This is a genomic window from Streptomyces sp. NPDC045431, from assembly GCF_040646655.1.
Classification (GTDB): Bacteria; Actinomycetota; Actinomycetes; order Streptomycetales; family Streptomycetaceae; genus Streptomyces.
Genome location: NZ_JBEZAQ010000007.1, coordinates 76450 through 95757, shown reverse-complemented (window position 1 = coordinate 95757; position 19308 = coordinate 76450). Strand labels below are relative to the sequence as shown.

The window sequence follows — 19308 nt, the reverse complement described above, 5'->3', positions numbered from 1 at the left end:
GGACGAGAGGGAAACGACTCATGAGCGACTCCTTGGTCGCGTCCGCCGATCACGACCGGCGTGCGGCGGGCCGAATACCCGTCCACTACCGGGCGATCACCTCCCACCTGGCCATCGCGCCACCGGTGAGCGTCGTCATCCCCGCCATGAACGAGGCGGAGAACCTTCCGTACGTCTTCGAGAGCCTGCCCGAGTGGATCCACGAAGTCGTCCTCGTCGACGGCAACTCCACGGACGGCACGGTCGCCGTCGCACGCGCCCTGCGACCGGACGTCAAGGTCGTCCGGCAGGCCGGCAAGGGCAAGGGCGACGCCCTGATCAGCGGCTTCGCCGCCTGCACCGGCGACATCATCGTGATGGTCGACGCGGACGGCTCGGCCGACGGCCAGGAGATCGTCAGCTACGTCTCCGCCCTCGTCGGCGGCGCCGACTTCGCCAAGGGCTCCCGCTTCGCCAACGGCGGCGGCACCGACGACATGACCCTGGTCCGCCGGCTCGGCAACCGCGCCCTGTGCGCCGTCGTCAACGCCAAGTTCGGCGCCCGCTACACCGACCTCTGCTACGGCTACAACGCCTTCTGGCGTCACTGCCTCGACGAGATCGACCTGGACTGCACCGGCTTCGAGATCGAGACGCTGATCAACATCCGGGTCGTCAAGGCGGGCCTGCGGGTCCAGGAGGTGCCCAGCCACGAGTACCTGCGCATCCACGGCGTCAGCAACCTCAACGCCCTGCGCGACGGCCTGCGCGTCCTGAAGGTGATCCTCCGGGAGAAGGGGGCCCGGCGTGCCGCTCGCCGTCGCACCGCGAGCTTCTCGGTGAGTGCCCCGCGAGGCGCGGTCTCTTGAGCGAGCGTCGGTTCTCCGTGGTGATCTGCGCGTACACCGAGGACCGCTGGGAGGACGTCCTCGCGGCGGTCGTCTCGGTGCTGCGGCAGTCCCGGCCGGCCCTGGAGACGCTGCTCGTGGTGGACCACAACGCGGCGCTGCTGGAGCGGCTCGGCCGGGAGTACGAGGACGCCGGGGAGAAGGTGCGGGTGCTCGCGAACGCGGGCCCCCGCGGCCTCTCGGCCGGCCGCAACACCGGCGTCGCCGCCGCCCGCGGCGACATCGTCGCCTTCCTCGACGACGACGCCGTGGCCGAGCCCGACTGGCTGCGGTGGTTCGACGAGGGGTTCGACGACCCCCGGGTGATGGCCGTCGGCGGGCGGACGGTGCCGGCGTGGGCATCGGGGCGGCGGCCGGTGTGGTTCCCGGAGGAGTTCGACTGGGTCGTCGGCTGCACCTACCGGGGGCTGCCCTCCGGGCGGGTGCGGGTGCGCAACATCCACGGCGGCAACGCCTCCTTCCGGCGTACCGCCTTCGACGCCGCCGGGGGCTTCGCCACCGGCATCGGGCGGGGCGGCGACGAGCGGCCGCTCGGCGGGGAGGAGACCGAGCTGTGCATCCGGCTCGGCCGGGCCCTGCCGGAGGCGGTCCTGCTCATGGACGACCGGGCGGTGATCCACCACAAGGTGCCGCCCGCTCGCGAGCGGTTCGGCTACTTCCGCTCCCGTACGTACGCCGAGGGGCTGTCCAAAGCGCTGGTGGCCCGGAGCGTGGGCGCGGGCAAGGGGCTCGAAACGGAGCGCCGCTACACGACCCGCGTGCTGCCCGCCGGAGTGGCACGCGGCCTGCGCGACCTCGTACGCGGCCGGCCCGGCGGCGCGGGGCGCGCCGGCGCCATCGTGACCGGCGTGTCGGCCGCGGCGCTCGGGTACGCCCGGGGGACGTGGCGGACGCGGCGCGGCGGCGGTGCGACGTTCGCGTACGGCCCGATCGGCGCGCGTCCCCTCGGAAACCGGCCGACCGGAGGCGCGTCGTGACCGAGCCCGTGCCGATCCTGATGTACCACGCCGTCGGGCACCGGCCCGCGAAGGCGGCGTACGGGCTGTCCGTCGCGCCCGGGGCGTTCGCGGCGCAGATGGCGCTGCTCTCCGAGCGCGGGTTCACCCCGGTCACGGCCGCGGAGCTGGGTGCGGCCTGGCGGGGCGGCGCGCCGCTGCCGCCGCGGCCCGTCCTGATCACGTTCGACGACGGCTACGAGGGCGTGCACCGGTACGCCCTGCCCGTCCTCGCCTCGCACGGGTTCGCCGCCACGCTGTTCGTCACGACGGGCTGGCTGCGGGGCGCGTACGAGGAGGGCGGCGCCCCGGACACCATGCTCGACTGGGGCCAGGTGCGCGAACTGGCCGCCGCGGGCACGGAGATCGGCGGCCACACCCACACGCATCCGCAGCTGGACCAGCTCGACGACGCGCGGCTGCGGTCGGAGACCGTACGGTGCCGGGAGATCATCGCCGGGGAACTGGGGGCCGCGCCGGTGTCCTTCGCCTACCCGTACGGCTACTCCACCCGGCGCGTACGGAGTGCGGTGCGCGAGGCCGGCTTCGCGCAGTCGCTCGCCGTGGGCAACGCGCCGGCCCGGCGGTCGCAGGGGCCGTACGCGCTGCGCAGGGTGACCGTACGGCGCGGCACCGGCATCGAGACGTTCGGGCGGCTCGTGGAGGGGCGGGCGGTCGGGCGGGCGTTCGCGAAGGACCGGGCGCTCACGAAGGGATACGCGGTGGTGCGCGCGGTACGGCGCGCCGGGACGGCCTTGGGGGCGGCCACGGCATCCGTGGCATCCGTGGCATCCGTACATAAAGGCCGTGCGGCGCGGCCGCGTGTGCCGGATCATGGGGTGCATGTCTGCCAACCCGCACGAGGCCCTGCCGATCCGGCTCAACGTCGATGACAGCGACTCCCCCGCCGACGTCGTCGACGCGCTGTTCCTGGGGCGCTTCGCGACGGGCGAGCAGCCGTACGCGCGGAGCACCACCATCGACCGGGTCAAGCCCGGCGCGGAGCTGTTCCCGCCGGGTGGCGCGGTGCTGCGCGCGGCGCGCGACGACGACCGCAGTGCGACCCTCGCCGAGGGCGACGGCTGGACGCTGCTGGTCTCCCGCTGGAACCGCGGCGCCGACGTCACCGTCACGGCGACCGACGCGGAGCTGGCCGAGCGGATCCTCCGGCAGGCGACCGACGGCGCGCAGGACGAGCCGGAACCGCAGCCCGACAACGTCACCATGGGCTTCTGGTACGTGTCGCCGCGGCGCGGCCCGCACCGTACGACGCGCCGGATCGCGGCGGGCACGTGGGAGGAGGTGCGGCCCAACTACACGGCGCCGGTGGCCGAGGCGATGGACCGGCTGATGAAGGTCACGCCGGACGACATCGCGGGCCGGCTGCTGCTCCTGCACGGCCCGCCGGGCACGGGCAAGACGTCCGCGCTGCGCACGCTGGCCCGGTCGTGGCGGGACTGGTGCCAGGTGGACTGCGTGCTGGATCCGGAGCGGCTGTTCAACGACGTCGGCTACCTGATGGACATCGCGATCGGCGAGGACGAGGGCACCGCCAACGGCCGCTGGCGGCTGCTGCTCCTGGAGGACTGCGACGAGCTGATCCGGGGCGAGGCCCGGCACACGGCGGGCCAGGCCCTGTCCCGGTTGCTGAACCTGACGGACGGTCTGCTGGGCCAGGGCCGCAACGTCCTGGTGGGCGTGACCACCAACGAGGACCTGGAGCGCCTCCACCCCGCGGTGGTCCGCCCGGGCCGCTGCCTCGCCCGCATCGAGGTGGGGCCGCTCACGCGCGAGGAGTCGGTGGCCTGGCTCGGCACCGAGGAGGGCGTCGGACGCGACGGCGCGACCCTGGCGGAGCTCTACGCGCTGCGCCGCGGCACGGGCCCGGCCTCGGTCCCGGACCAGCCGAAGGGCCGCGACGCGGGGCTGTACTTGTAGCGGCGGCCCCCGCCGACGAGCAGTGGCGCGCCGCCGGTCGCCCCGGCGAGGGACACCCCCTAGGGAGTGTCCGCAAAGTAGCGTCGTCCGCCCGCGAGGGCGGGCCTGGCGGCGTCTGGTGCGTGCGATCGCAAGGCGGAGGATGGAGCCACTGCGGAGCATTGGCGACTGACGACAACGCGGCGAGCGTGCGTGCCAGGCGTCGCCAGGCAGACGGGACTTTGCGGACACGACCTAGTCGCCGTACGCCGCCCGCAGCGCGTCCGTGACCGCCGCGAGGGCCTCGGCGTGGGTGAGGCCCAGGCGGTGGGCCTCCGTCGCGTACGCCGTGGCGGCCGTGGCGGCCTGGCGGGCGGCGGCGTCGGCCGCCGGGGCGATGAACGTGCCGCCGCGGCCGCGGGTCTCGATCACGCCGTCGGCCTCCAGCACCCGGTACGCCTTGGCGACCGTGTTCGCGGCGAGGCCCAGCTCCTCCGCCAGGCCGCGGACGGTCGGCAGCTTGTAGCCGACCGGGAGGCGGCCGGAACGGGCTTGCTCGGAGATCTGGGCGCGGAGCTGTTCGTACGGAGCGGTGGAGGAACCCGCGTCGATGGAGATCGTCAAGGTCACGGGGCCGATTGTCCCCCACCTCTCCCCCGGGGCGCGGAAACGGGGAGGCGGCCGTCGCCGGACCGCGCGTAGCGTCGGCCCCATGACTGTGATCGTGCGCGATTTCCGACCCGAGGACGCCGAGGCCGTGAGCCGGTCGCGGCGCGTGACCGTGCCTTTCATGGCGGTGACGCCCCGCTCCGTGCTCTTCGACGTCGAGACGGCGAACCCGGCCGAGAAGATGCGGCTGCTGGTCGCCGAGAAGGACGGCGAGATCATCGGCACGGCCTATGCCGGCATCGCGTACGACAGCAGCGACCCGGGCCAGTCGCATGCCACTCCGCAGGTCCATCCCGGTCACCGGGGCCAGGGCGCGGGCGCGATGCTGCTGCGGGCGGCCGAGGAGCACCTGGCCGCCGAGGGCGCCACGGCGGTCTACAGCTGGGTGCTGGACGAGCCCGGGAGCCGGGCGTTCGCCGAGAAGCGCGGCTACCGCCCCACCCGGACCGCGCACTTCCAGCACCTGGACCTGGCCCGCGCGGCCCTGCCCGAGCTGCCGGGCACCCTCCCACCGGGCGTCGAGCTGCGTACGGCCGCGGACTACGAGGCCGACCCGCGCCCGATGTTCGAGGCGGACGCGGAGGCGACGTCGGACGAGCCGAGCGACATCGACACCGACCTCGACGACTACGAGGACTGGCTGGCGACGATCTGGAACAACCCGCTGCTGCACCGCGGTCTGTCGACCGTCGTGACCGTGGACGGCCGGGTGGCGTCGTACACCGCCGCCTACACGGACGGCGAGACGCGGTACGTCTCCGGTATGACCGGCACCCTGCGCGCGTTCCGCGGCCGGGGCCTGGCCAAGCTGGCCAAGACGGACTCGCTGCGCCGCGCCCGCGCGGCCGGCTTCACCGACGCGTACACCAGCAACGACGGCGAGAACGGGCCGATGCTGGCCATCAACAAGTGGTTCGGGTACGAGATCTGCGCGACGGAGGTCCGGCATGTCCGCACGCTCGGTTGACATCCGCCTCGTCAAGGCGGGCCGTACGAAGATCCGTTACCCGGCGGAGCTCGTCGCCGACGACGGCACCCGGCTCACCGTCCGCGCGCCCTGGGCCGTGGACGGGGTGCGGGACTTCGGCTTCGTACGGTTCGAGCCGGGCGACGTCTTCACGGAGCACTACTGGCGGGACCGGTGGTACGCGGTGAAGGAGGTCCGGGACGGGACGGGTGCCCTCAAGGGCTGGTACTGCGACATCACCCGGCCCGCCGTCGTCGACGGTGGCGAGGTGGTGGTGGAGGACCTGGACCTCGACCTGTGGGTGTCGGGGGACGGAGCCGAGGTCCTGCGCCTGGACGAGGACGAGTTCGAGGCGAGCGGCCTGGCGGAGCGGGACCCGGAGGCGGCGGCCGCCGCCCGTGAGGCGCTGAACGCGCTGGAGGTCCTGGCCCGCGAAGGCCGCCTGCCGGGCGGCGGCCGGGGATCCGGGCGGGTGCCGGCGCCGGGGATGTAGGTCAGGAGACGGGCTTGCGGTAGTGGATGCGGTCGTACGGCCCGTCCAGGCGCCGTTCGACGACCTCGTAGCCGTACCGCTCGTACATCTTCTGGTTCTCCCACATCATCGCGTTCGTGAGGAGCCGCACCTCGGGCAGGCCGAGCTCGCGGGCGCGCTCCTCCACGAAGGCGAGCAGGCGCCGGCCGAGGCCGGTGCCCTGCGTGTCGGGGTGGACGGCGATGTTGTCCAGGTACAGGTGGTCGGCCTCGGTCCGCACCACCACGAGGCCGGCCACGGGGTCACCGGCGACGAACACCCTGCCCGCCGCGACGTCGGCCGCGTGGTCCGCCTCCATCGGGGCCGGTACGAGACCGATCCGCGCGATGTAGTGGTGGTAGGCCGCGTCGGTGACGGCCTTCACGCGGCCGGTGTCGGCGGGGGTCGCGATCCGGATATCAAGATCGTTCATGCCGGTAGGTTACGGCGGCGGGAGATCACCTTCCTCAGCAGGGGCCAGGCCAGCAGGAGCACGATCACGGCGTACACGGCCACCGAGAACGGCGTGTCGACCAGGCCGGTGACGCTGCCGTCGCTGATCTGGAGCGCGCGGCGCAGCTGCTGTTCGGCGGCCGGGCCGAGGATGACGCCGATGACGGCGGGCAGCACCGGCAGGCCGTAGCGGCGCATGCCGAATCCGATGACCCCGATGACCAGCAGGACGACCAGGTCGAGGGCCTCGCCGCCGACCGCGTACGCGCCGACCGCCGCGAAGAAGAGGATCCCGGCGTACAGGTAGGGCCGCGGGATGCGCAGCAGCTTGGCCCACAGGGGTGCGAGTGGCAGGTTCAGCGCGAGCAGTAGCACCATGCCGACGAAGAGCGAGGCGATCAGGCCCCACACCAGCTCCGGTTCGCGCTCGAAGAGCAGCGGTCCGGGCTGGATGCCGTACTGCTGGAAGGCGGCGAGCATCACGGCGGCGACGGCCGTGGTCGGCAGCCCGAGGGTGAGCATCGAGACCAGGGTGCCGGCCGCCGAGGCGGACGCCGCCGACTCCGGTCCGGCGACGCCCTCGATGGCGCCGCGCCCGAACTCGTCCTTGTGCTTCGACAGCCGCTTCTCGGTTACGTACGACAGGAAGGTCGGGATCTCGGCGCCGCCCGCCGGGATCGCGCCGAAGGGGAAGCCGATCAGCGGTCCGCGCAGCCACGGCTTCCAGGTGCGCCGGAGGTCCGCGCGGCCGAGCCAGGGCCGGCCGACGGGGATCGCGTCGCCGCCGGTACGCCGCAGGTGGGCGGCGACCCACAGCGCCTCGCCGATCGCGAAGAGGCCGACCGCGACGATGACGACGTCGATGCCGTCGGCGAGCTGGAGGGCGCCGAAGGTGAGCCGTTGCTGGCCGGTCATCTGGTCCAGGCCGACCAGGCCGAGGGTGAGGCCTATGAGGAGCGAGGCCAGGCCCCGGATGCGGGAGGAGCCGAGCACCGAGGTCACGGCGATGAACGCCAGCACCATGAGGGCGAAGTAGTCGGGCGCGCCGATGTCCACCGCCAGGTCGGCGACGGTCGGGGCGAGGGCGACGAGCAGGATCGTGCCGATCATGCCGCCGGCGAAGTGGCCGCCCGCGGCGGCCGCGAGCGCCTGCGCGCCGCGCCCGGCCTTGGCCATCGGGTTGCCCTCGATGGCGGCGACGACGGCGGCGCTCTCGCCCGGGGTGTTGAGCAGGATGGAGGTGGTCGAGCCGCCGAACATCGCGCCGTAGTAGATGCCGGCGAACATGATGAACGCGCCGGTGGGCTCGAGCCCGTACGTCACGGGCAGCAGCAGCGCGACGGCCATGGCCGGGCCGATGCCGGGCAGGACGCCGATGGCGGTGCCGAGCAGGACCCCGATCGCCGCCCAGAGCAGGTTCATGGGGGTGAGGGCGGTGGAGAAGCCGCCGAGGAGGGAGTTCAGGGCATCCATCAGAGCACTCCCATCAGCGGTCCGCCGGGGAGCGGGACGCCGAGCAGCCGGGTGAAGACGAGGTGGGTGAGGACGGAGAGGACCGCCGCGACGAGCGGGTCCCGGTCGAGGCGCCGGCTGCCGAGCGCGTACGCGGAGCCCCAGAAGAGCAGCGCGCCCGCGAGGGGGAAGCCGAGCGGGTCGATGAGGACGGCGGCCGCGAGGAACACCCCGGCGAGGAGGAGGACCGTGCGCCAGTCGCCCGGCTCGGACAGGTCGACGTCCTCGCCGCCCTCGGCTTCGCCGCGCCCGCCGCGCAGGACGTCGACGGCGAGGAGGACGGCGACGACGAGGAGGCCCGCGCCGACGACGAGGGGGACGGTGGTGGGGCCGACGGGCCCGCGCTGCGCGAGGTCGACGTCCATCGTCAGCGCGTCGGTCAGGACGAGTACGCCGATGACGGCGAGCAGCAGGCCGACGCCGAGCTCGGAGTGCTCGCGCAGCCAGGAGCGGCGGTCGGTGGGCGTGGTCACAGTCCCAGCTCCTTCAGTACGGAGTCGACCCGGCGGTCCTGCTCGTCGAGGAAGGCGCCGAACCGGTCCCCGGCGAGGAAGGCGTCCGTCCAGCCGTTCTTCTGGAGGGAGTCCCGCCACTGCGGGGAGTCGTGCAGTTCGGTGACGAGACCGATGAGCTTGTCGCGCTCGGCGGCGGAGAGGCCGGGCGGTGCGACGATGCCGCGCCAGTTGGTGAACTCGGTGTCGAGCCCCGCCTCGCGGAGGGTCGGCGCGTCGAGGCCGGGGACGCGCTGGGGGCCGGTGACGGCCAGCAGCCGCAGCTCGCCCGCCTTGATCTGGTCGAGGTACTCGCCGACGCCGGAGACACCGAAGGCGACCTTGTCGCCGAGGATGGAGGCGAGCAGCTCGCCACCGCCGTCGAACGGGACGTAGTTCACCGATTTCGGGGCGATCCCGGCGGCCTGCGCCATCAGCATGGGCGCGAGGTGGTCGGGGCCGCCGGGCGACGACCCGCCGCCGACGGGCAGCTTGCCGGGGTTTGCGCGCCAGGCCGCCAGCAGGTCCTGGATGGTCTTGTACGGGGAGTCCTTGGAGACGACCACGATGTCCTGCTCCTCGGTGAGCCGGGCGATGGGCGTGGTGTCGGCGAGGGTCGCCGGGGTCTTGTTGGTGTGGACGGCTCCGACGACGCCGAGGCCCATGGACATGGCGAGCTTGCCGTTGCCGTGCTCGCCGACGAGCCGGGTCAGGCCGACGGTGCCGCCGGCGCCGGGCAGGTTGAAGACCTCGATGTCCTGGGTGAGGCCCGCGTCCTCGGCGTTCTTGGCCGCGGTGCGCGCGGTGATGTCGTACCCGCCGCCGGGGGTGTTGGGCACCATGAGGCGCAGGCCGGGGATCCGGGTGCCGGTGTCGGAGCCGCTGCCCGGGGTGAGCAGCGGCGGTCCCAGGAGGACCAGCAGCGCCGCGCCGAGCAGGGCGAGCGGGGTGCGCGATCGCAACGGAGCCGCCTTTCGTGTCGGAAGGGTGTGAGGTGGCCCACATGTTGCCCGTGCGTGAAGAAGCTGTCTCCCTTCCGCAACCAACGGACGTTGTGGTCGTTGTGGTCACGACCTAGCGTGTCGCCGTGACGAAGGTGCTGGTGGTCGACGACGACTTCATGGTCGCCAAGCTGCACTGCCGCTATGTCTCCGCCGTGGAGGGCTTCACGGTCGTCGGGGCCGCGCACACCGGCGCGGAGGCGCTGCGGGCGGCCGACGCCCTGCGCCCGGATGTGGTGCTGCTGGACGTCTACCTGCCCGACATGGACGGGATCGCCGTGCTGCGTGCGCTGCGGGCGGCGGGGCACGGCGTGGACGCGCTGTTCATCACGGCGGCGCGGGACGCGGGCACGGTCCGCTCGGCGCTGCGCGCCGGGGCCCTGCACTATCTGATCAAACCCTTCAGCCAGGCGGCGCTGCGCGATCAGCTGCTGCACGTGGCGGCGGTGCGCAGCCGTCTGGACGCGTTGGACGAGGCGCGCCAGGAGGACGTGGACCAGATCTTCGGCACGCGCCCGCCGGGCTCGCGCGACCTCCCGAAGGGCCTGGCGCCGCACACGGCGGAGCTGGTGGACCGCATCCTGCGGGCCCATCCGGCGGGCCTGTCGGCCGCGGAGTGCGCGCAGGCGGGCTCGCTGTCGCGCGTGAGCGCCCGCCGGTACCTGGAGTACTTCGCGGAGACGGGCCGCGCGGAGGTGACCCTGCGGTACGGCGGCACGGGCCGGCCGGAACGGCGCTACCGGAGGGTGGGCTGAGACACGACGAGGCCCGTCTCGCCCACGGTGGGCGGGACGGGCCTCGTCACGGGGCCCGGCGGGCGGCCGGGCGGGGAGGTCGGCCGGGCGGGGCCTCAGCCGCCGAGCTTGTCCAGGTCGACGATCTGGTCGGCGGGGGGCGGCGTCACGGTGACGGGCTTGCCGAAGTCGGCGAAGTCGCCGGAAGCGGGGGCCTCGCCGCCCACCACGGTGTACTTGAGCAGGTACGGCTCGCCCTTGGCTGCGACGTAGAGCGTGGTGGTCTCGGCGCCGTTCTTCTTGGTGAGGACGGCGGCCGGCTGCCCGTCGACGGTGGTGTCGGCGCCCCGGGTGAGGCCGGTGACGTCGTCACCGACGTCGAGGAGGCCGTCGGAGTCGCACATCTCCGTCATGCCCTCCGCCTCGGCGTCCGCCTGCGGCATCTGCACCCAGCGGCCCTTTAGGATCTCGACCATGGCGTCGACCTCCTCCTTGGGCGTGCCCTCCTCGCCCTGCCGCCAGTACTTCTCGTCACCCTTCAGGTAGTAGGCCTTCGCGGCGTGACGGAACTGGAGGCTCGCCCCTTCGCTGGTCAGCGTGCCGTCGCACTCGCCGGTCTTGCTCACCACGACCTCGAAGGTCTCGGGCACCTTCTCCACCGTGTCGGTGACCTTGGCCTTGAGGGAGTCGACGGCCTTGGTGACGTCCAGCGACTTGTCGGCGATCTGGTCGGCCGTCATCCCCGCGAAGGGGTCGACCGGCTTGGCCGGCGACGGCGACGCGCTCGGGGTCGCCTTGCCGGCCTTGTCGGACGTGCCGCCGTCGCTCTTCGAGCAACCCGTCAGGGTCAGGGCCACGGCGGCGCAAACGGCCGCGCTCACCAGCGTCTTGTTGATCGCCATGATTGTTCTCCTCATTCGCATGCGCTTCAGCGCGTCATGCCAGACCTGCGAGGCCACGTGAGGGATGTACGCCGCAAACGTGATGTACGCCACTCGGCCTGCCGAGGCCGGGCGCACGGCTGAGCGGGAGCCGGAAGGCCGCTTCCTGATCGTCTTCTTAGCGCTCCCTTAAGCGGAGCATAAGAATCCCCATCCGCCGCTCCCTGCAGGCCTTTTCGGGGTTTCGAGGGGCTAGCTTGCTGATCACCGGGCTGGTCCGGGCCGTCGGCGCCGAGCTCATCGGGGGGCTGCGCCGCCCGTCCGGATCCGGTTTCCGTAGCCACCCCCCACAACGCCGTCCCTCGAAGGAGTACGTCACCATGAGCTCTCGCCGCCGTACGGCCGCCGCAGCCGCCGTCCTCGGAGCCGCGCCGCTCGCGCTGGCAGGACTGGCCGCCGCCCCGGCCGCCGCGCACGGGACGTTGACGGACCCCGTCAGCCGGGTGTCCGCCTGTTACGCCGAGGGGCCCGAGAGCCCCGACTCGGCGGCGTGCAAGGCGGCGGTCGCGGCGAGCGGGGCGCAGGCGTTCTACGACTGGAACGAGGTCAACATCGCCAACGCCGCCGGGAACCACCAGCGGCTGATCCCCGACGGCAAGCTGTGCAGCGCCAACCGCGACAAGTACAAGGGGCTCGACCTGCCCCGCGCGGACTGGCCGTCCTCGCCGCTCGCCGCCGGCAAGCACACCTTCCACTACAAGGCGACCGCGCCGCACAAGGGCTCCTTCGAGCTGTACATCACCAAGGACGGCTACGACCCGTCCAAGCCGCTGAAGTGGTCGGACCTGGAGGCCAAGCCGTTCGCGAAGGTGACCAACCCGAAGCTGGAGAACGGCGCGTACTCCTTCGACGGCGTCGTCCCGGCGAAGTCCGGGCGCCACCTGGTCTACTCGATCTGGCAGCGCTCCGACTCCCCCGAGGCGTTCTACACCTGCTCCGACGTGGTCTTCGGCAAGGACAGCGGCGGCTCCGCCCCGGCGCCGACCGCCTCGGCCCCCTCCGACCAGCAGATCGAGGACGGCGCCGACCAGTCGACGGTCGACCACGGCGGCCACGGGGGCGACGAGCACCACACCCCGCAGCCGTCGACGGAGCCGACCGACGCGACCGACGCGAAGGACCCGAAGGACACGAAGGACACGAAGACGCCCGGGGCCAACGCTCCCCAGGCGAACGACGCGAGCACCCCGTCGCCCGCCGCCGCGCCCGCGACCGCGGCCGACGGGGACAACCTCGCCGAGACCGGAGCCGACGGCACGACCACGTACGTGGCGATCGGCGGCGCGGCCGTCCTGGCCCTCGGGGCCGCGGTGCTGTTCGGTGCCGCGCGCCGCAAGTCCGCCCCGGCGGGGCGGCACGGCCGCTGACGGCGGCGTACAGACCGACGGTGCCGGGGTCCGCGCGGAGGCGAGCCCCGGCACCGTCATGCCACGCTCACTCCCACACCGGCATGAGGTGGTCGTGGATCAGGCGCAGCTGCGTGTCCACGTCCGCGACGCCCTCCAGGTCCCGACCGGTGAAGGCCCGCACCAGCGCTCGGTCCGTGACGGCGCAGATCATGTGGTTGACCCCGCTCGGCTCGATCTCGCGGCGGATCTTCTCCAGGCACTCCTCGGGCGTGCCCGACACCGACAGCTTCTCCGCGACCTCCGGCGAGGTCAGCTCGATGCCCCGGGCGAGGTCGCCGGCGCCGATGGCGTCGATCACCGGCTTGAGCTCCGCCGGGTCGACACCGTTGCGGCGCAACTGCTCCTCCGGCATGGCGGAGGCGTAGATGCCGACCATGGAGCGGGCGGCCTCCTTGGCCTTCGCCCCGTCGGGCCCGGTGGCGAAGACCACCCACGCCCCGATGTCGAGGGACCGCCAGTCCTTGCCCGCGCGCTCGGCGCCGGCGCGGATACGGCCGACGGCGTAGTCGTACGCCTCGCGCGTGTAGCTGAGCGCGTGGTGGCAGCCGTCCGACAGCTCGCCCGCCGCCTCGAAGGACCTGGGCCCGCGCATCGCGCCCAGTTTGACCGGCAGGTGGTCCTGTACGGGGCGGGCGAAGGTGAACAGCCCGTCGTACCGGAAGAACTCGCCGTCGTACGTGAGGGTGCCCTCGTCCAGCAGGGTGCGGATGACGTGCAGCGCCTCCTTGGTGCGGGACAGCGGGCGCTGCCCGGCCCAGTCGATGCCGTACTGGGCGAGGAGGCCGAAGTTCCCGCTGGAGATCACGCCTTCGGCGCGTCCGCCGGACAGTTCGTCGAGGGTGGCGAGGGACTGCGCGATGAGGGTGGGTTCGCGCAGGACGACGGAGGAGAGGCTGGGTCCGAAGCGGATGCGGCTGGTCTGTCCGGCCGCCGCCGCGAAGAGCAGCCACATGTCCTTGTGCCAGGTCTCGTCGGCGGCGTAGCAGGCGTGGAAGCCGAGTTCGTCGGCGAGCCTGATGGAGGCCAGGGAGTCGGTCAGCGGGTAGTCGGGAAGGAGCACGTAGCTGAACTTCACTTCAGTCCCTTCAGTTGACGACTGACGCGCACGTGGTCGGTGTCGCGTGCGCCGGATCCAGCGCGTTCACGACCTCGTGGAACACGATCCGGTCGGTCAGCCCTATCGCCACGTGCTCGGAGAAGTCCAGGGGGCACAGGTCCTGGAGGAGCACGTTTCGGACACGCGGGCCGTCGAGGAACTGGGAGCGGTACGGCGTGACGACCTGGTCGTACCGGGTGGCGATGACGGTGTAGTCGACGCCGGGGACGGTGTCACCGCCCTCGTTGAGCTTCGTCAGGAACGGCGAGCCGGCCACCTGGTCGGCGAGGGCCGGGGTCTTCTCGTTCAGCAGGTGGGCCACGCCGGGGAAGTACGGCAGCAGCGCGGTCAGGCCGAGCAGCGTGGTGCCGTGGTTGTCGGGGGCGATGCCGACGAGGGCGTTCACCTTGTCGGCGCCGCCGAGGAACTTGAGGTAGTGGCGGGGCATCATGCCGCCCTGCGAGTGGCCGACGAGGTCGGCCTCGGCGGCGCCGGTCGCGGCGAGGACCTCGTCGACGTACGCGTCGAGCTGTTCGGCCGACTTCTCGATGGGGCCGAGGCCGTGGACGAACGGCACGCCGGGCAGCTGCCCGTAGTCGAGCGAGAAGACGCAGTAGCCGCGCCGGACCAGGTACGGCGCGAGGCCGAGCCAGTTGTCGACGGAGTTGGCGAACGTGCCGTGGACGAGCACGACGGGCCGGGGGTGGGCCGCGGACGGCTTGCAGGAGTAGTCGTTCCAGCCGCTGCTGGGCGCGGTGGCGGCGTGGGCGGTTCCCGCGGCCGGGGTGAGGGTCGCGGCGGCGGTGAGGGCCAGGGCGGCCAGCGTCGCTCTGAACGCGCGGCGGAGGGGTGAGGGCAGCATCGAGTGGTCTCCCTGCGGCTCGAGGAATGGGTGGGGCGTCGGCGGGACGCCCCGTGGCCCGGACCACTGATGGGGGACGCGGCATGGGGATTGCCGCGTTCATGCCAAATTACGCAGAGGTAGCGGGGCAGGGGAAGTTACGCGTCGGTAAAAAAGCGGCCGCGTTACACCGCGCCGCGCTATGTGCGACTGGGCCCCGTTACGCCGCGCCGCGTTACGCACCCCTCGGCCACGCCGCTCGGCCCTGTTACGCGCGACCCGGCCGCGTCACTCGGTCCCGTTACGCACGACTCGTACGCACGACTCGGCCGCGTTACGCCGCCAGCGAGCCCGGGCCGATGATGCCCGGCCCGAACCGGGCGCGCGCCTTGTCCGCCACCGCCTCCAGCCGCCGCGCCTTCTCGTCCGCCGCGTCGAAGGAGAGCTGGTGCGCGGCGTGTTCGGCGGGCATCAGCCCCTCCGCGCGCAGCCCGACGGCCCGCACCCGGGCCCGCTGCAGCCCGAGCGCCTCGTGCATCGCGTACGCGGTGGCCGCCAGGTCCGCCGAGTGGGCGCTCGGTTCGCGCAGGGTACGCGTCCGCGTGGTCGCGGTCCGGTCGGCGTACCGCACGGTCAGCGTCAGCGAGCGGCACACCTGTCCCTCGCCCCGCATCCGCGCGCCCAGCTCCCCGGCGAGCGACAGCAGGGCGCGCCGGTGCCGCTCCCGGTCCAGCTCGTCGCGGTCGAAGGCCCGCTCGGCCCCGACGGAGCGGGAGGCGGCGTTCGGGACGACGGCCGTGCGGTCGACGCCCCGGGCCCGCTCCCACAGTTCGCGTCCGGCCCGCGCGCCGACGATCCGCTGGAGCACGGCGAGCGGCGCGGCGGCGACGCGCCCGATGGAGTCGAGCCCGTACGCGCAGAGCGTGCGCGCGGTGGCGGGACCGACGCCGTACAGCGCGGCGACCGGCTTGTCCCGCAGGAACGCCTCGGCGTCCTCCACCACCAGGGTCGTGCCGGGTGCCGCGTCCCGCGCCGCCATGCGGGCGAGCATCGGGTTGGGTCCGGCGCCGATGGCGCACTCGACGCCGTACAGGGCGAGCGCCCGGACCCGGATCACAGCGGCGAGTTCGGCGGGGCCGCGCCCGAAGTACCGTACGGCTCCGCGGACGTCGGCGAGCGCGGCGTCGGGCGGGGCCGCCTCGACGACGGGCGTGAACTGGCCGAGCATGCCGACCAGTTGCGGAAGCAGTGCTTCGGCCCCTCCTCCCTCGCGAGTGGGCTCCAGCCGGAATCGTACGTAGAGGATCATCCCGCGCTCCCCTGACTCTGGTGCCACAGCTTCTTCGGGACCTTCGCCGCCCCCTCGCCCGCCGGGCGCAGGTCGGCCCAGGGGTTCATCTCGTAGCCCGTCGGCATCGTGATGCGCCGTCCGCTGTCGGAGGACGACGGCGGGGCGCCGCCCGGCGCCGGCTCGGCCAGCCGCGCCGCGACCGCGTCCAGGCCGCCCTCGCGCCGCAGCTCCACCAGTTCGGCGAGGTTCCAGGCGGCGGAGGCCACCACGCTGTAGCTGCGCGGGCCGCGGCGCTGCACCACGCCGCGCACGAGCAGCAGCCAGGAGTGGAAGACGGTGTGCGCGCACCGCTCGTGGCTGTCGTCGAAGAAGGCGAGGTCGACCAGGCCGGTGCCGTCGTCGAGCGTGGTGAAGATGACGCGCCGGCCGGACCTGATGGGCGGGGTCTGCGTGGCCGCCTTGGCGCCCGCGACCAACACGGTCTGCCCGTGCGGGGCCGCGCGCAGCCGCTGCGCGGAGACGACGCCGAGCTCGGCGAGGAAGGCATGGTGATCGCTCATCAGGTTCCGCGAGGCGTCCATGGACAGCACGCCCAGCTCGGCACTGAGCCGCTCCTCCTCGGTGAGGTCCGGCAGCCCGATCGGCGCGGACTTCCGGCCGCCGGCGAGCGGCAGCTGGTCGCCGTAGGAGCCGGAGCCCCGCTGCATGCGGTGGAGTTCGGAGAGGTGCAGCAGCAGGTCGCGGCGGTTGCCGCCGAACGCGTCCAACGCGCCGACCTGGGCGAGCCGTTCGGCGACGGGCCGGCTGGGCCGGGCCCGCTCCCAGAAGTCGAGCAGGGAGGCGTACGGCTGCCCGGCCTCGATGCGCGCCGCCTCCGCCTCGCTCATCCCGTGGACGTCCGCGAGGGCGAGCCGCAGGCCCCACTTCCCCAAAGAACCAGACACCAGTTCGATACGGTGGGCGACCGCCGACCGGTTCACATCCACCGGCAGCACCGGCACCCCGCGCCGCCGCGCGTCCGCCAGCAGCAGCCGCTTGGGGTACATACCGGGATCATGCGTGAGCAACCCGGCGTAGAAGGCGGCCGGGTAATGCGCCTTCAGCCACGCCGACTGGTACGTCGGTACGGCGAAGGCCACCGCGTGCGCCTTGCAGAAGCCGTACGACCCGAAGGCTTCGACGATCTCCCAGGTCCGGGCGACCACGTCGTCCGCGTACCCCCTCTCCTTGGCGTGCCGCTCGAACCAGACCTTGATGCGGCCCTGCGACTCGGGGTCGGACAGCCCGCGCCGCACCGCGTCGGCCTCCTCGCGGCCGCAGCCGGTCATGATGTCGAGGATCTTGATGATCTGCTCGTGGAAGACGACGACCCCGTACGTCTCCTTCAGCGCGTCCTCCAGGTCCGGGTGCGGATAGCGCACGGGCGCCCGGCCGTGCCGGGCCTCGATGAACGGCCGCACCATGTCGGCCGCGACCGGCCCGGGCCGGAAGAGCGAGATGTCCACGACCAGGTCGTGGAAGGTGGACGGCTGGAGCCGCCCGACCAGGTCGCGCTGGCCCGGCGACTCGATCTGGAAGCAGCCGAGCGTCTCCGCCGACTGGATGAGCCGGTACGTGGCCGGGTCGCCGGGCCGCACCCGCTCCGGGTCGTCGATGTCGACGACCTCGCCGCTCGCCCGCTCGACCTCGGCGACCGCGTGTGCCATCGCCGACTGCATCCGCACGCCGAGCACGTCGAGCTTGAGCAGGCCGAGCTCCTCCACGTCGTCCTTGTCGAACTGGGACATGGGGAAGCCCTCGCCGCTGGTCGGCACCACCGGCGTGCGCCGCAGCAGCGAGGCGTCCGAGAGCAGCACCCCGCACGGATGCATGGCGGCACCGCGCGGCAGCGCGTCCAGCGCCTCGACCAGCTCCCACAGCCTGCCGTACCTCTCCTTCTCCCCCGCCAGCGCGCGCAGCTCGGGCAGCTCGTCCAGCGCGGCGCGGGCGTCGCGGGCGCGGATGTGCGGGAAGGCCTTGGCGATCCGGTCGATGTCGGCCGGGTCCATGGACAGCGCGGCGCCCACGTCGCGTACGGCGTGGCGCACCCGGTACGTCTCGGGCATGGCGACGGCGGCGACCCGCTCCGGGCCGAAGCGGTCGAGGATCGCGCGGTAGACCTCCAGGCGGCGCGCGGACTCCACGTCGATGTCGATGTCGGGCAGCGCGGGCCGCCGCACGGAGAGGAACCGCTCCATCAGCAGGTCCTGCTCCACGGGGTCGGCGTGGGCGATGCCGAGGACGTGGTTGACGAGCGACCCGGCGCCGGAGCCGCGCGCGGCGACCCGGATGCCCATCTTCCGGGTGTCCTCGACGACCTGGGCGACGGTGAGGAAGTACGTGGCGAAGCCGAGCCGCTCGATCGTGCGCAGCTCGTCGTCCAGGCGGGTCCAGTACGCGCGCTTCCGGTCGTGGCCGCGCAGCACCATCCCGGCGGCGCAGCGCGAGCGCAGCACCCGCTCGGCGGTGCGCCGGTCCGCGCCGACGAGGTGCGCCTCGGGGAAGTGCACGCTGCCGATGCCGAGGTCGTCCTCGGGGTCGACGAGGCACGCGGCGGCGGTCTCCTCGGTGAGGGCGAGCAGCCGGTGCGCGGTGTCGCGGCGGAAGCCGGCGGCCTCGGCGACGCGCCCGGCGGTGGCGGCCATCGCGGCCGGGTCCTTGAGCCAGCGCTCCCCGCTGTCGAGGCCCTTGCGCGGGTCGATCGGCACCAGGCGGCGGGCCGCGTCGAGGACGTCGGCGACCGGGCCGAGGCCGGGGTCGGCGTACCGCACGGCGTTGCTGAGCACGGCCCGTACGCCCTGCTCGGCGGCGAGGCCGAGGGTGCGGGCGGCGTGCCGCAGCGAGCCGGGGCCGGTGCCGGTGCGGCCGTGGTGGACGACCTCCAGGCGCAGGGCGTCGCCGTACGTCTCGCGCCAGGGGGCGAGGAGCCGGGCGGCGCGGTCGGGCCGTCCGGCGGCGAGGGCGCGGCCGACCTCGGAGTCGGGTCCGAGCAGCACGGTCACGTCGTCGCCGTGGTTGTCCCGCCAGGGCAGCAGCGGCGTGGGGCCTCCGGCGGCGTGCGCGGCGGTGATCAGCCGGCACACGGTGGCCCAGCCCGCCCGGGAGCGGGCGAGGAAGAGCGCGCGGGGCGCGGACTCGTCGACGAAGGCGCCGCCGCGCACGGGGGTGCGGCGCCGCTCGGTGGGCGACCCGCCCTGTGGCCCGTCCTCCCGCGCCGGCGCGCCGATCGCGAGGTCGACGCCGAACAGGGGGCGGACGCCCTCCTTGGCGCAGGCCAGGGCGAAGCGGACCGCGCCCGCGACGGTGTCGCGGTCGGTCAGGGCGACGGCGTCCATGCCGCGCTCGGCGGCGCGCGCCGCGAGCCGCTCCGGGTGGGAGGCCCCGTACCGCAGGGAGAAGCCCGAAACGGTGTGCAGATGCGTGAAGCCTGGCACCCGCACCTCCTGGATCGATCCGCTCTCACCTCCCCCGCTCACCACCATAGACCAAGTTCGAACGTCTGTACGACACAATGCGCATCGACCATTCAGCCCACCCCACCTGCGCGAACAGGC

Annotated in this window: 18 protein-coding genes; 8 read left to right on the top strand and 10 right to left on the bottom strand. The window is 73.4% G+C overall.

Translation table 11 applies throughout. The features are described 5' to 3' along the window. Positions 1-20: 20 nt before the first annotated feature. From AB0A69_RS17530 to AB0A69_RS17515, 4 genes are read left to right on the top strand one after another with little or no spacing between them, the layout of a single operon-like run. On the top strand, positions 21-848 hold the full coding sequence (locus AB0A69_RS17530; RefSeq protein ID WP_361421915.1) for a glycosyltransferase family 2 protein: 828 nt from the start codon (positions 21-23) through the stop codon (positions 846-848). Further along, complete coding sequence (locus AB0A69_RS17525; RefSeq protein ID WP_361421912.1) at positions 845-1864, top strand: glycosyltransferase family 2 protein; 1020 nt, start codon at positions 845-847, stop codon at positions 1862-1864. The genes AB0A69_RS17530 and AB0A69_RS17525 overlap by 4 nt, the downstream gene beginning before the upstream one ends. Before the next feature lie 20 nt (positions 1865-1884). Then, positions 1885-2775, top strand: a complete 891-nt coding sequence (locus AB0A69_RS17520) for a polysaccharide deacetylase family protein (RefSeq protein WP_361422463.1) — start codon at positions 1885-1887, stop codon at positions 2773-2775. After that, a complete protein-coding gene (locus AB0A69_RS17515; protein WP_361421909.1) occupies positions 2726-3820 on the top strand; it encodes a DUF5925 domain-containing protein in 1095 nt (364 codons plus the stop codon). The genes AB0A69_RS17520 and AB0A69_RS17515 overlap by 50 nt, the downstream gene beginning before the upstream one ends. A 234-nt stretch (positions 3821-4054) precedes the next feature. On the opposite strand, the gene AB0A69_RS17510 is transcribed toward AB0A69_RS17515, so the two are convergent. Then, the gene (locus AB0A69_RS17510) at positions 4055-4429 is read right to left on the bottom strand and encodes a GntR family transcriptional regulator (protein WP_361421906.1); all 375 of its coding nucleotides are present in this window, start codon (positions 4427-4429) and stop codon (positions 4055-4057) included. 82 nt (positions 4430-4511) lie between these two features. Here AB0A69_RS17510 and AB0A69_RS17505 point away from each other — a divergent pair, with 82 nt between their 5' ends. Beyond that, positions 4512-5435 carry a GNAT family N-acetyltransferase gene (locus AB0A69_RS17505; protein ID WP_361421903.1) on the top strand — a complete coding sequence of 308 codons (924 nt, stop codon included), beginning with the start codon at positions 4512-4514 and terminating at the stop codon, positions 5433-5435. Next, positions 5416-5928, top strand: coding sequence for a DUF402 domain-containing protein (locus tag AB0A69_RS17500; RefSeq protein ID WP_361421900.1), 513 nt, complete (start codon positions 5416-5418; stop codon positions 5926-5928). Before AB0A69_RS17505 ends, AB0A69_RS17500 begins: the two co-directional genes overlap by 20 nt. 1 nt (position 5929) lies before the next feature. Here AB0A69_RS17500 and AB0A69_RS17495 read toward each other — a convergent pair whose 3' ends face one another. From AB0A69_RS17495 to AB0A69_RS17480, 4 genes are read right to left on the bottom strand one after another with little or no spacing between them, the layout of a single operon-like run. Next, complete coding sequence (locus AB0A69_RS17495) at positions 5930-6379, bottom strand: GNAT family N-acetyltransferase (protein ID WP_361421897.1); 450 nt, start codon at positions 6377-6379, stop codon at positions 5930-5932. Continuing rightward, entirely contained in the window at positions 6376-7872 is a 1497-nt protein-coding gene (locus AB0A69_RS17490; protein ID WP_361421894.1) for a tripartite tricarboxylate transporter permease, read from the bottom strand. Before AB0A69_RS17490 ends, AB0A69_RS17495 begins: the two co-directional genes overlap by 4 nt. Then, positions 7872-8384: a tripartite tricarboxylate transporter TctB family protein gene (locus AB0A69_RS17485; protein ID WP_361421891.1), complete on the bottom strand. Its 513-nt coding sequence runs from the start codon at positions 8382-8384 to the stop codon at positions 7872-7874. The genes AB0A69_RS17490 and AB0A69_RS17485 overlap by 1 nt, the downstream gene beginning before the upstream one ends. Continuing rightward, the gene (locus AB0A69_RS17480) at positions 8381-9364 is read right to left on the bottom strand and encodes a tripartite tricarboxylate transporter substrate binding protein (RefSeq protein WP_361421888.1); all 984 of its coding nucleotides are present in this window, start codon (positions 9362-9364) and stop codon (positions 8381-8383) included. The genes AB0A69_RS17485 and AB0A69_RS17480 overlap by 4 nt, the downstream gene beginning before the upstream one ends. Positions 9365-9489: 125 nt before the next feature. Between AB0A69_RS17480 and AB0A69_RS17475 the strand changes: the two genes are divergently transcribed. Beyond that, the gene (locus AB0A69_RS17475; protein WP_361421885.1) at positions 9490-10158 is read left to right on the top strand and encodes a response regulator; all 669 of its coding nucleotides are present in this window, start codon (positions 9490-9492) and stop codon (positions 10156-10158) included. 95 nt (positions 10159-10253) lie between these two features. Here AB0A69_RS17475 and AB0A69_RS17470 read toward each other — a convergent pair whose 3' ends face one another. Beyond that, positions 10254-11039 (bottom strand): hypothetical protein, encoded by a 786-nt coding sequence (locus AB0A69_RS17470; RefSeq protein WP_361421882.1) that lies wholly within the window; start codon positions 11037-11039, stop codon positions 10254-10256. Positions 11040-11398: 359 nt separating this feature from the next. Between AB0A69_RS17470 and AB0A69_RS17465 the strand changes: the two genes are divergently transcribed. After that, a complete protein-coding gene (locus AB0A69_RS17465; RefSeq protein WP_361421879.1) occupies positions 11399-12445 on the top strand; it encodes a lytic polysaccharide monooxygenase in 1047 nt (348 codons plus the stop codon). 67 nt (positions 12446-12512) lie between these two features. Here the strand turns inward: AB0A69_RS17465 and AB0A69_RS17460 are convergent, their stop codons facing one another. The 4 genes from AB0A69_RS17460 to AB0A69_RS17445 form a co-directional block, all read right to left on the bottom strand. Then, positions 12513-13562 (bottom strand): LLM class flavin-dependent oxidoreductase, encoded by a 1050-nt coding sequence (locus AB0A69_RS17460; RefSeq protein ID WP_361421876.1) that lies wholly within the window; start codon positions 13560-13562, stop codon positions 12513-12515. Positions 13563-13572: 10 nt separating this feature from the next. Then, positions 13573-14445, bottom strand: a complete 873-nt coding sequence (locus AB0A69_RS17455) for an alpha/beta fold hydrolase (RefSeq protein WP_361421874.1) — start codon at positions 14443-14445, stop codon at positions 13573-13575. Positions 14446-14758: 313 nt separating this feature from the next. Then, on the bottom strand, positions 14759-15733 hold the full coding sequence (locus AB0A69_RS17450; protein WP_361421871.1) for a hypothetical protein: 975 nt from the start codon (positions 15731-15733) through the stop codon (positions 14759-14761). Continuing rightward, entirely contained in the window at positions 15730-19188 is a 3459-nt protein-coding gene (locus AB0A69_RS17445) for a DNA polymerase III subunit alpha (RefSeq protein WP_361421868.1), read from the bottom strand. Before AB0A69_RS17445 ends, AB0A69_RS17450 begins: the two co-directional genes overlap by 4 nt. Between the last annotated feature and the right edge of the window lie 120 nt (positions 19189-19308).

Bases quoted from the DNA above. Each gene is read 5' to 3' on its own strand.
- AB0A69_RS17530 (WP_361421915.1), top strand. From the start codon at position 21: ATGAGCGACTCCTTGGTCGCGTCCGCCGATCACGACCGGCGTGCGGCG.
- AB0A69_RS17520 (WP_361422463.1), top strand. From the start codon at position 1,885: ATGTACCACGCCGTCGGGCACCGGCCCGCGAAGGCGGCGTACGGGCTG.
- AB0A69_RS17515 (WP_361421909.1), top strand. From the start codon at position 2,726: ATGTCTGCCAACCCGCACGAGGCCCTGCCGATCCGGCTCAACGTCGAT.
- AB0A69_RS17505 (WP_361421903.1), top strand. From the start codon at position 4,512: ATGACTGTGATCGTGCGCGATTTCCGACCCGAGGACGCCGAGGCCGTG.
- AB0A69_RS17500 (WP_361421900.1), top strand. From the start codon at position 5,416: ATGTCCGCACGCTCGGTTGACATCCGCCTCGTCAAGGCGGGCCGTACG.
- AB0A69_RS17495 (WP_361421897.1), bottom strand. From the start codon at position 6,379: ATGAACGATCTTGATATCCGGATCGCGACCCCCGCCGACACCGGCCGC.
- AB0A69_RS17490 (WP_361421894.1), bottom strand. From the start codon at position 7,872: ATGGATGCCCTGAACTCCCTCCTCGGCGGCTTCTCCACCGCCCTCACC.
- AB0A69_RS17470 (WP_361421882.1), bottom strand. From the start codon at position 11,039: ATGGCGATCAACAAGACGCTGGTGAGCGCGGCCGTTTGCGCCGCCGTG.
- AB0A69_RS17465 (WP_361421879.1), top strand. From the start codon at position 11,399: ATGAGCTCTCGCCGCCGTACGGCCGCCGCAGCCGCCGTCCTCGGAGCC.
- AB0A69_RS17455 (WP_361421874.1), bottom strand. From the start codon at position 14,445: ATGCTGCCCTCACCCCTCCGCCGCGCGTTCAGAGCGACGCTGGCCGCC.
- AB0A69_RS17450 (WP_361421871.1), bottom strand. From the start codon at position 15,733: ATGATCCTCTACGTACGATTCCGGCTGGAGCCCACTCGCGAGGGAGGA.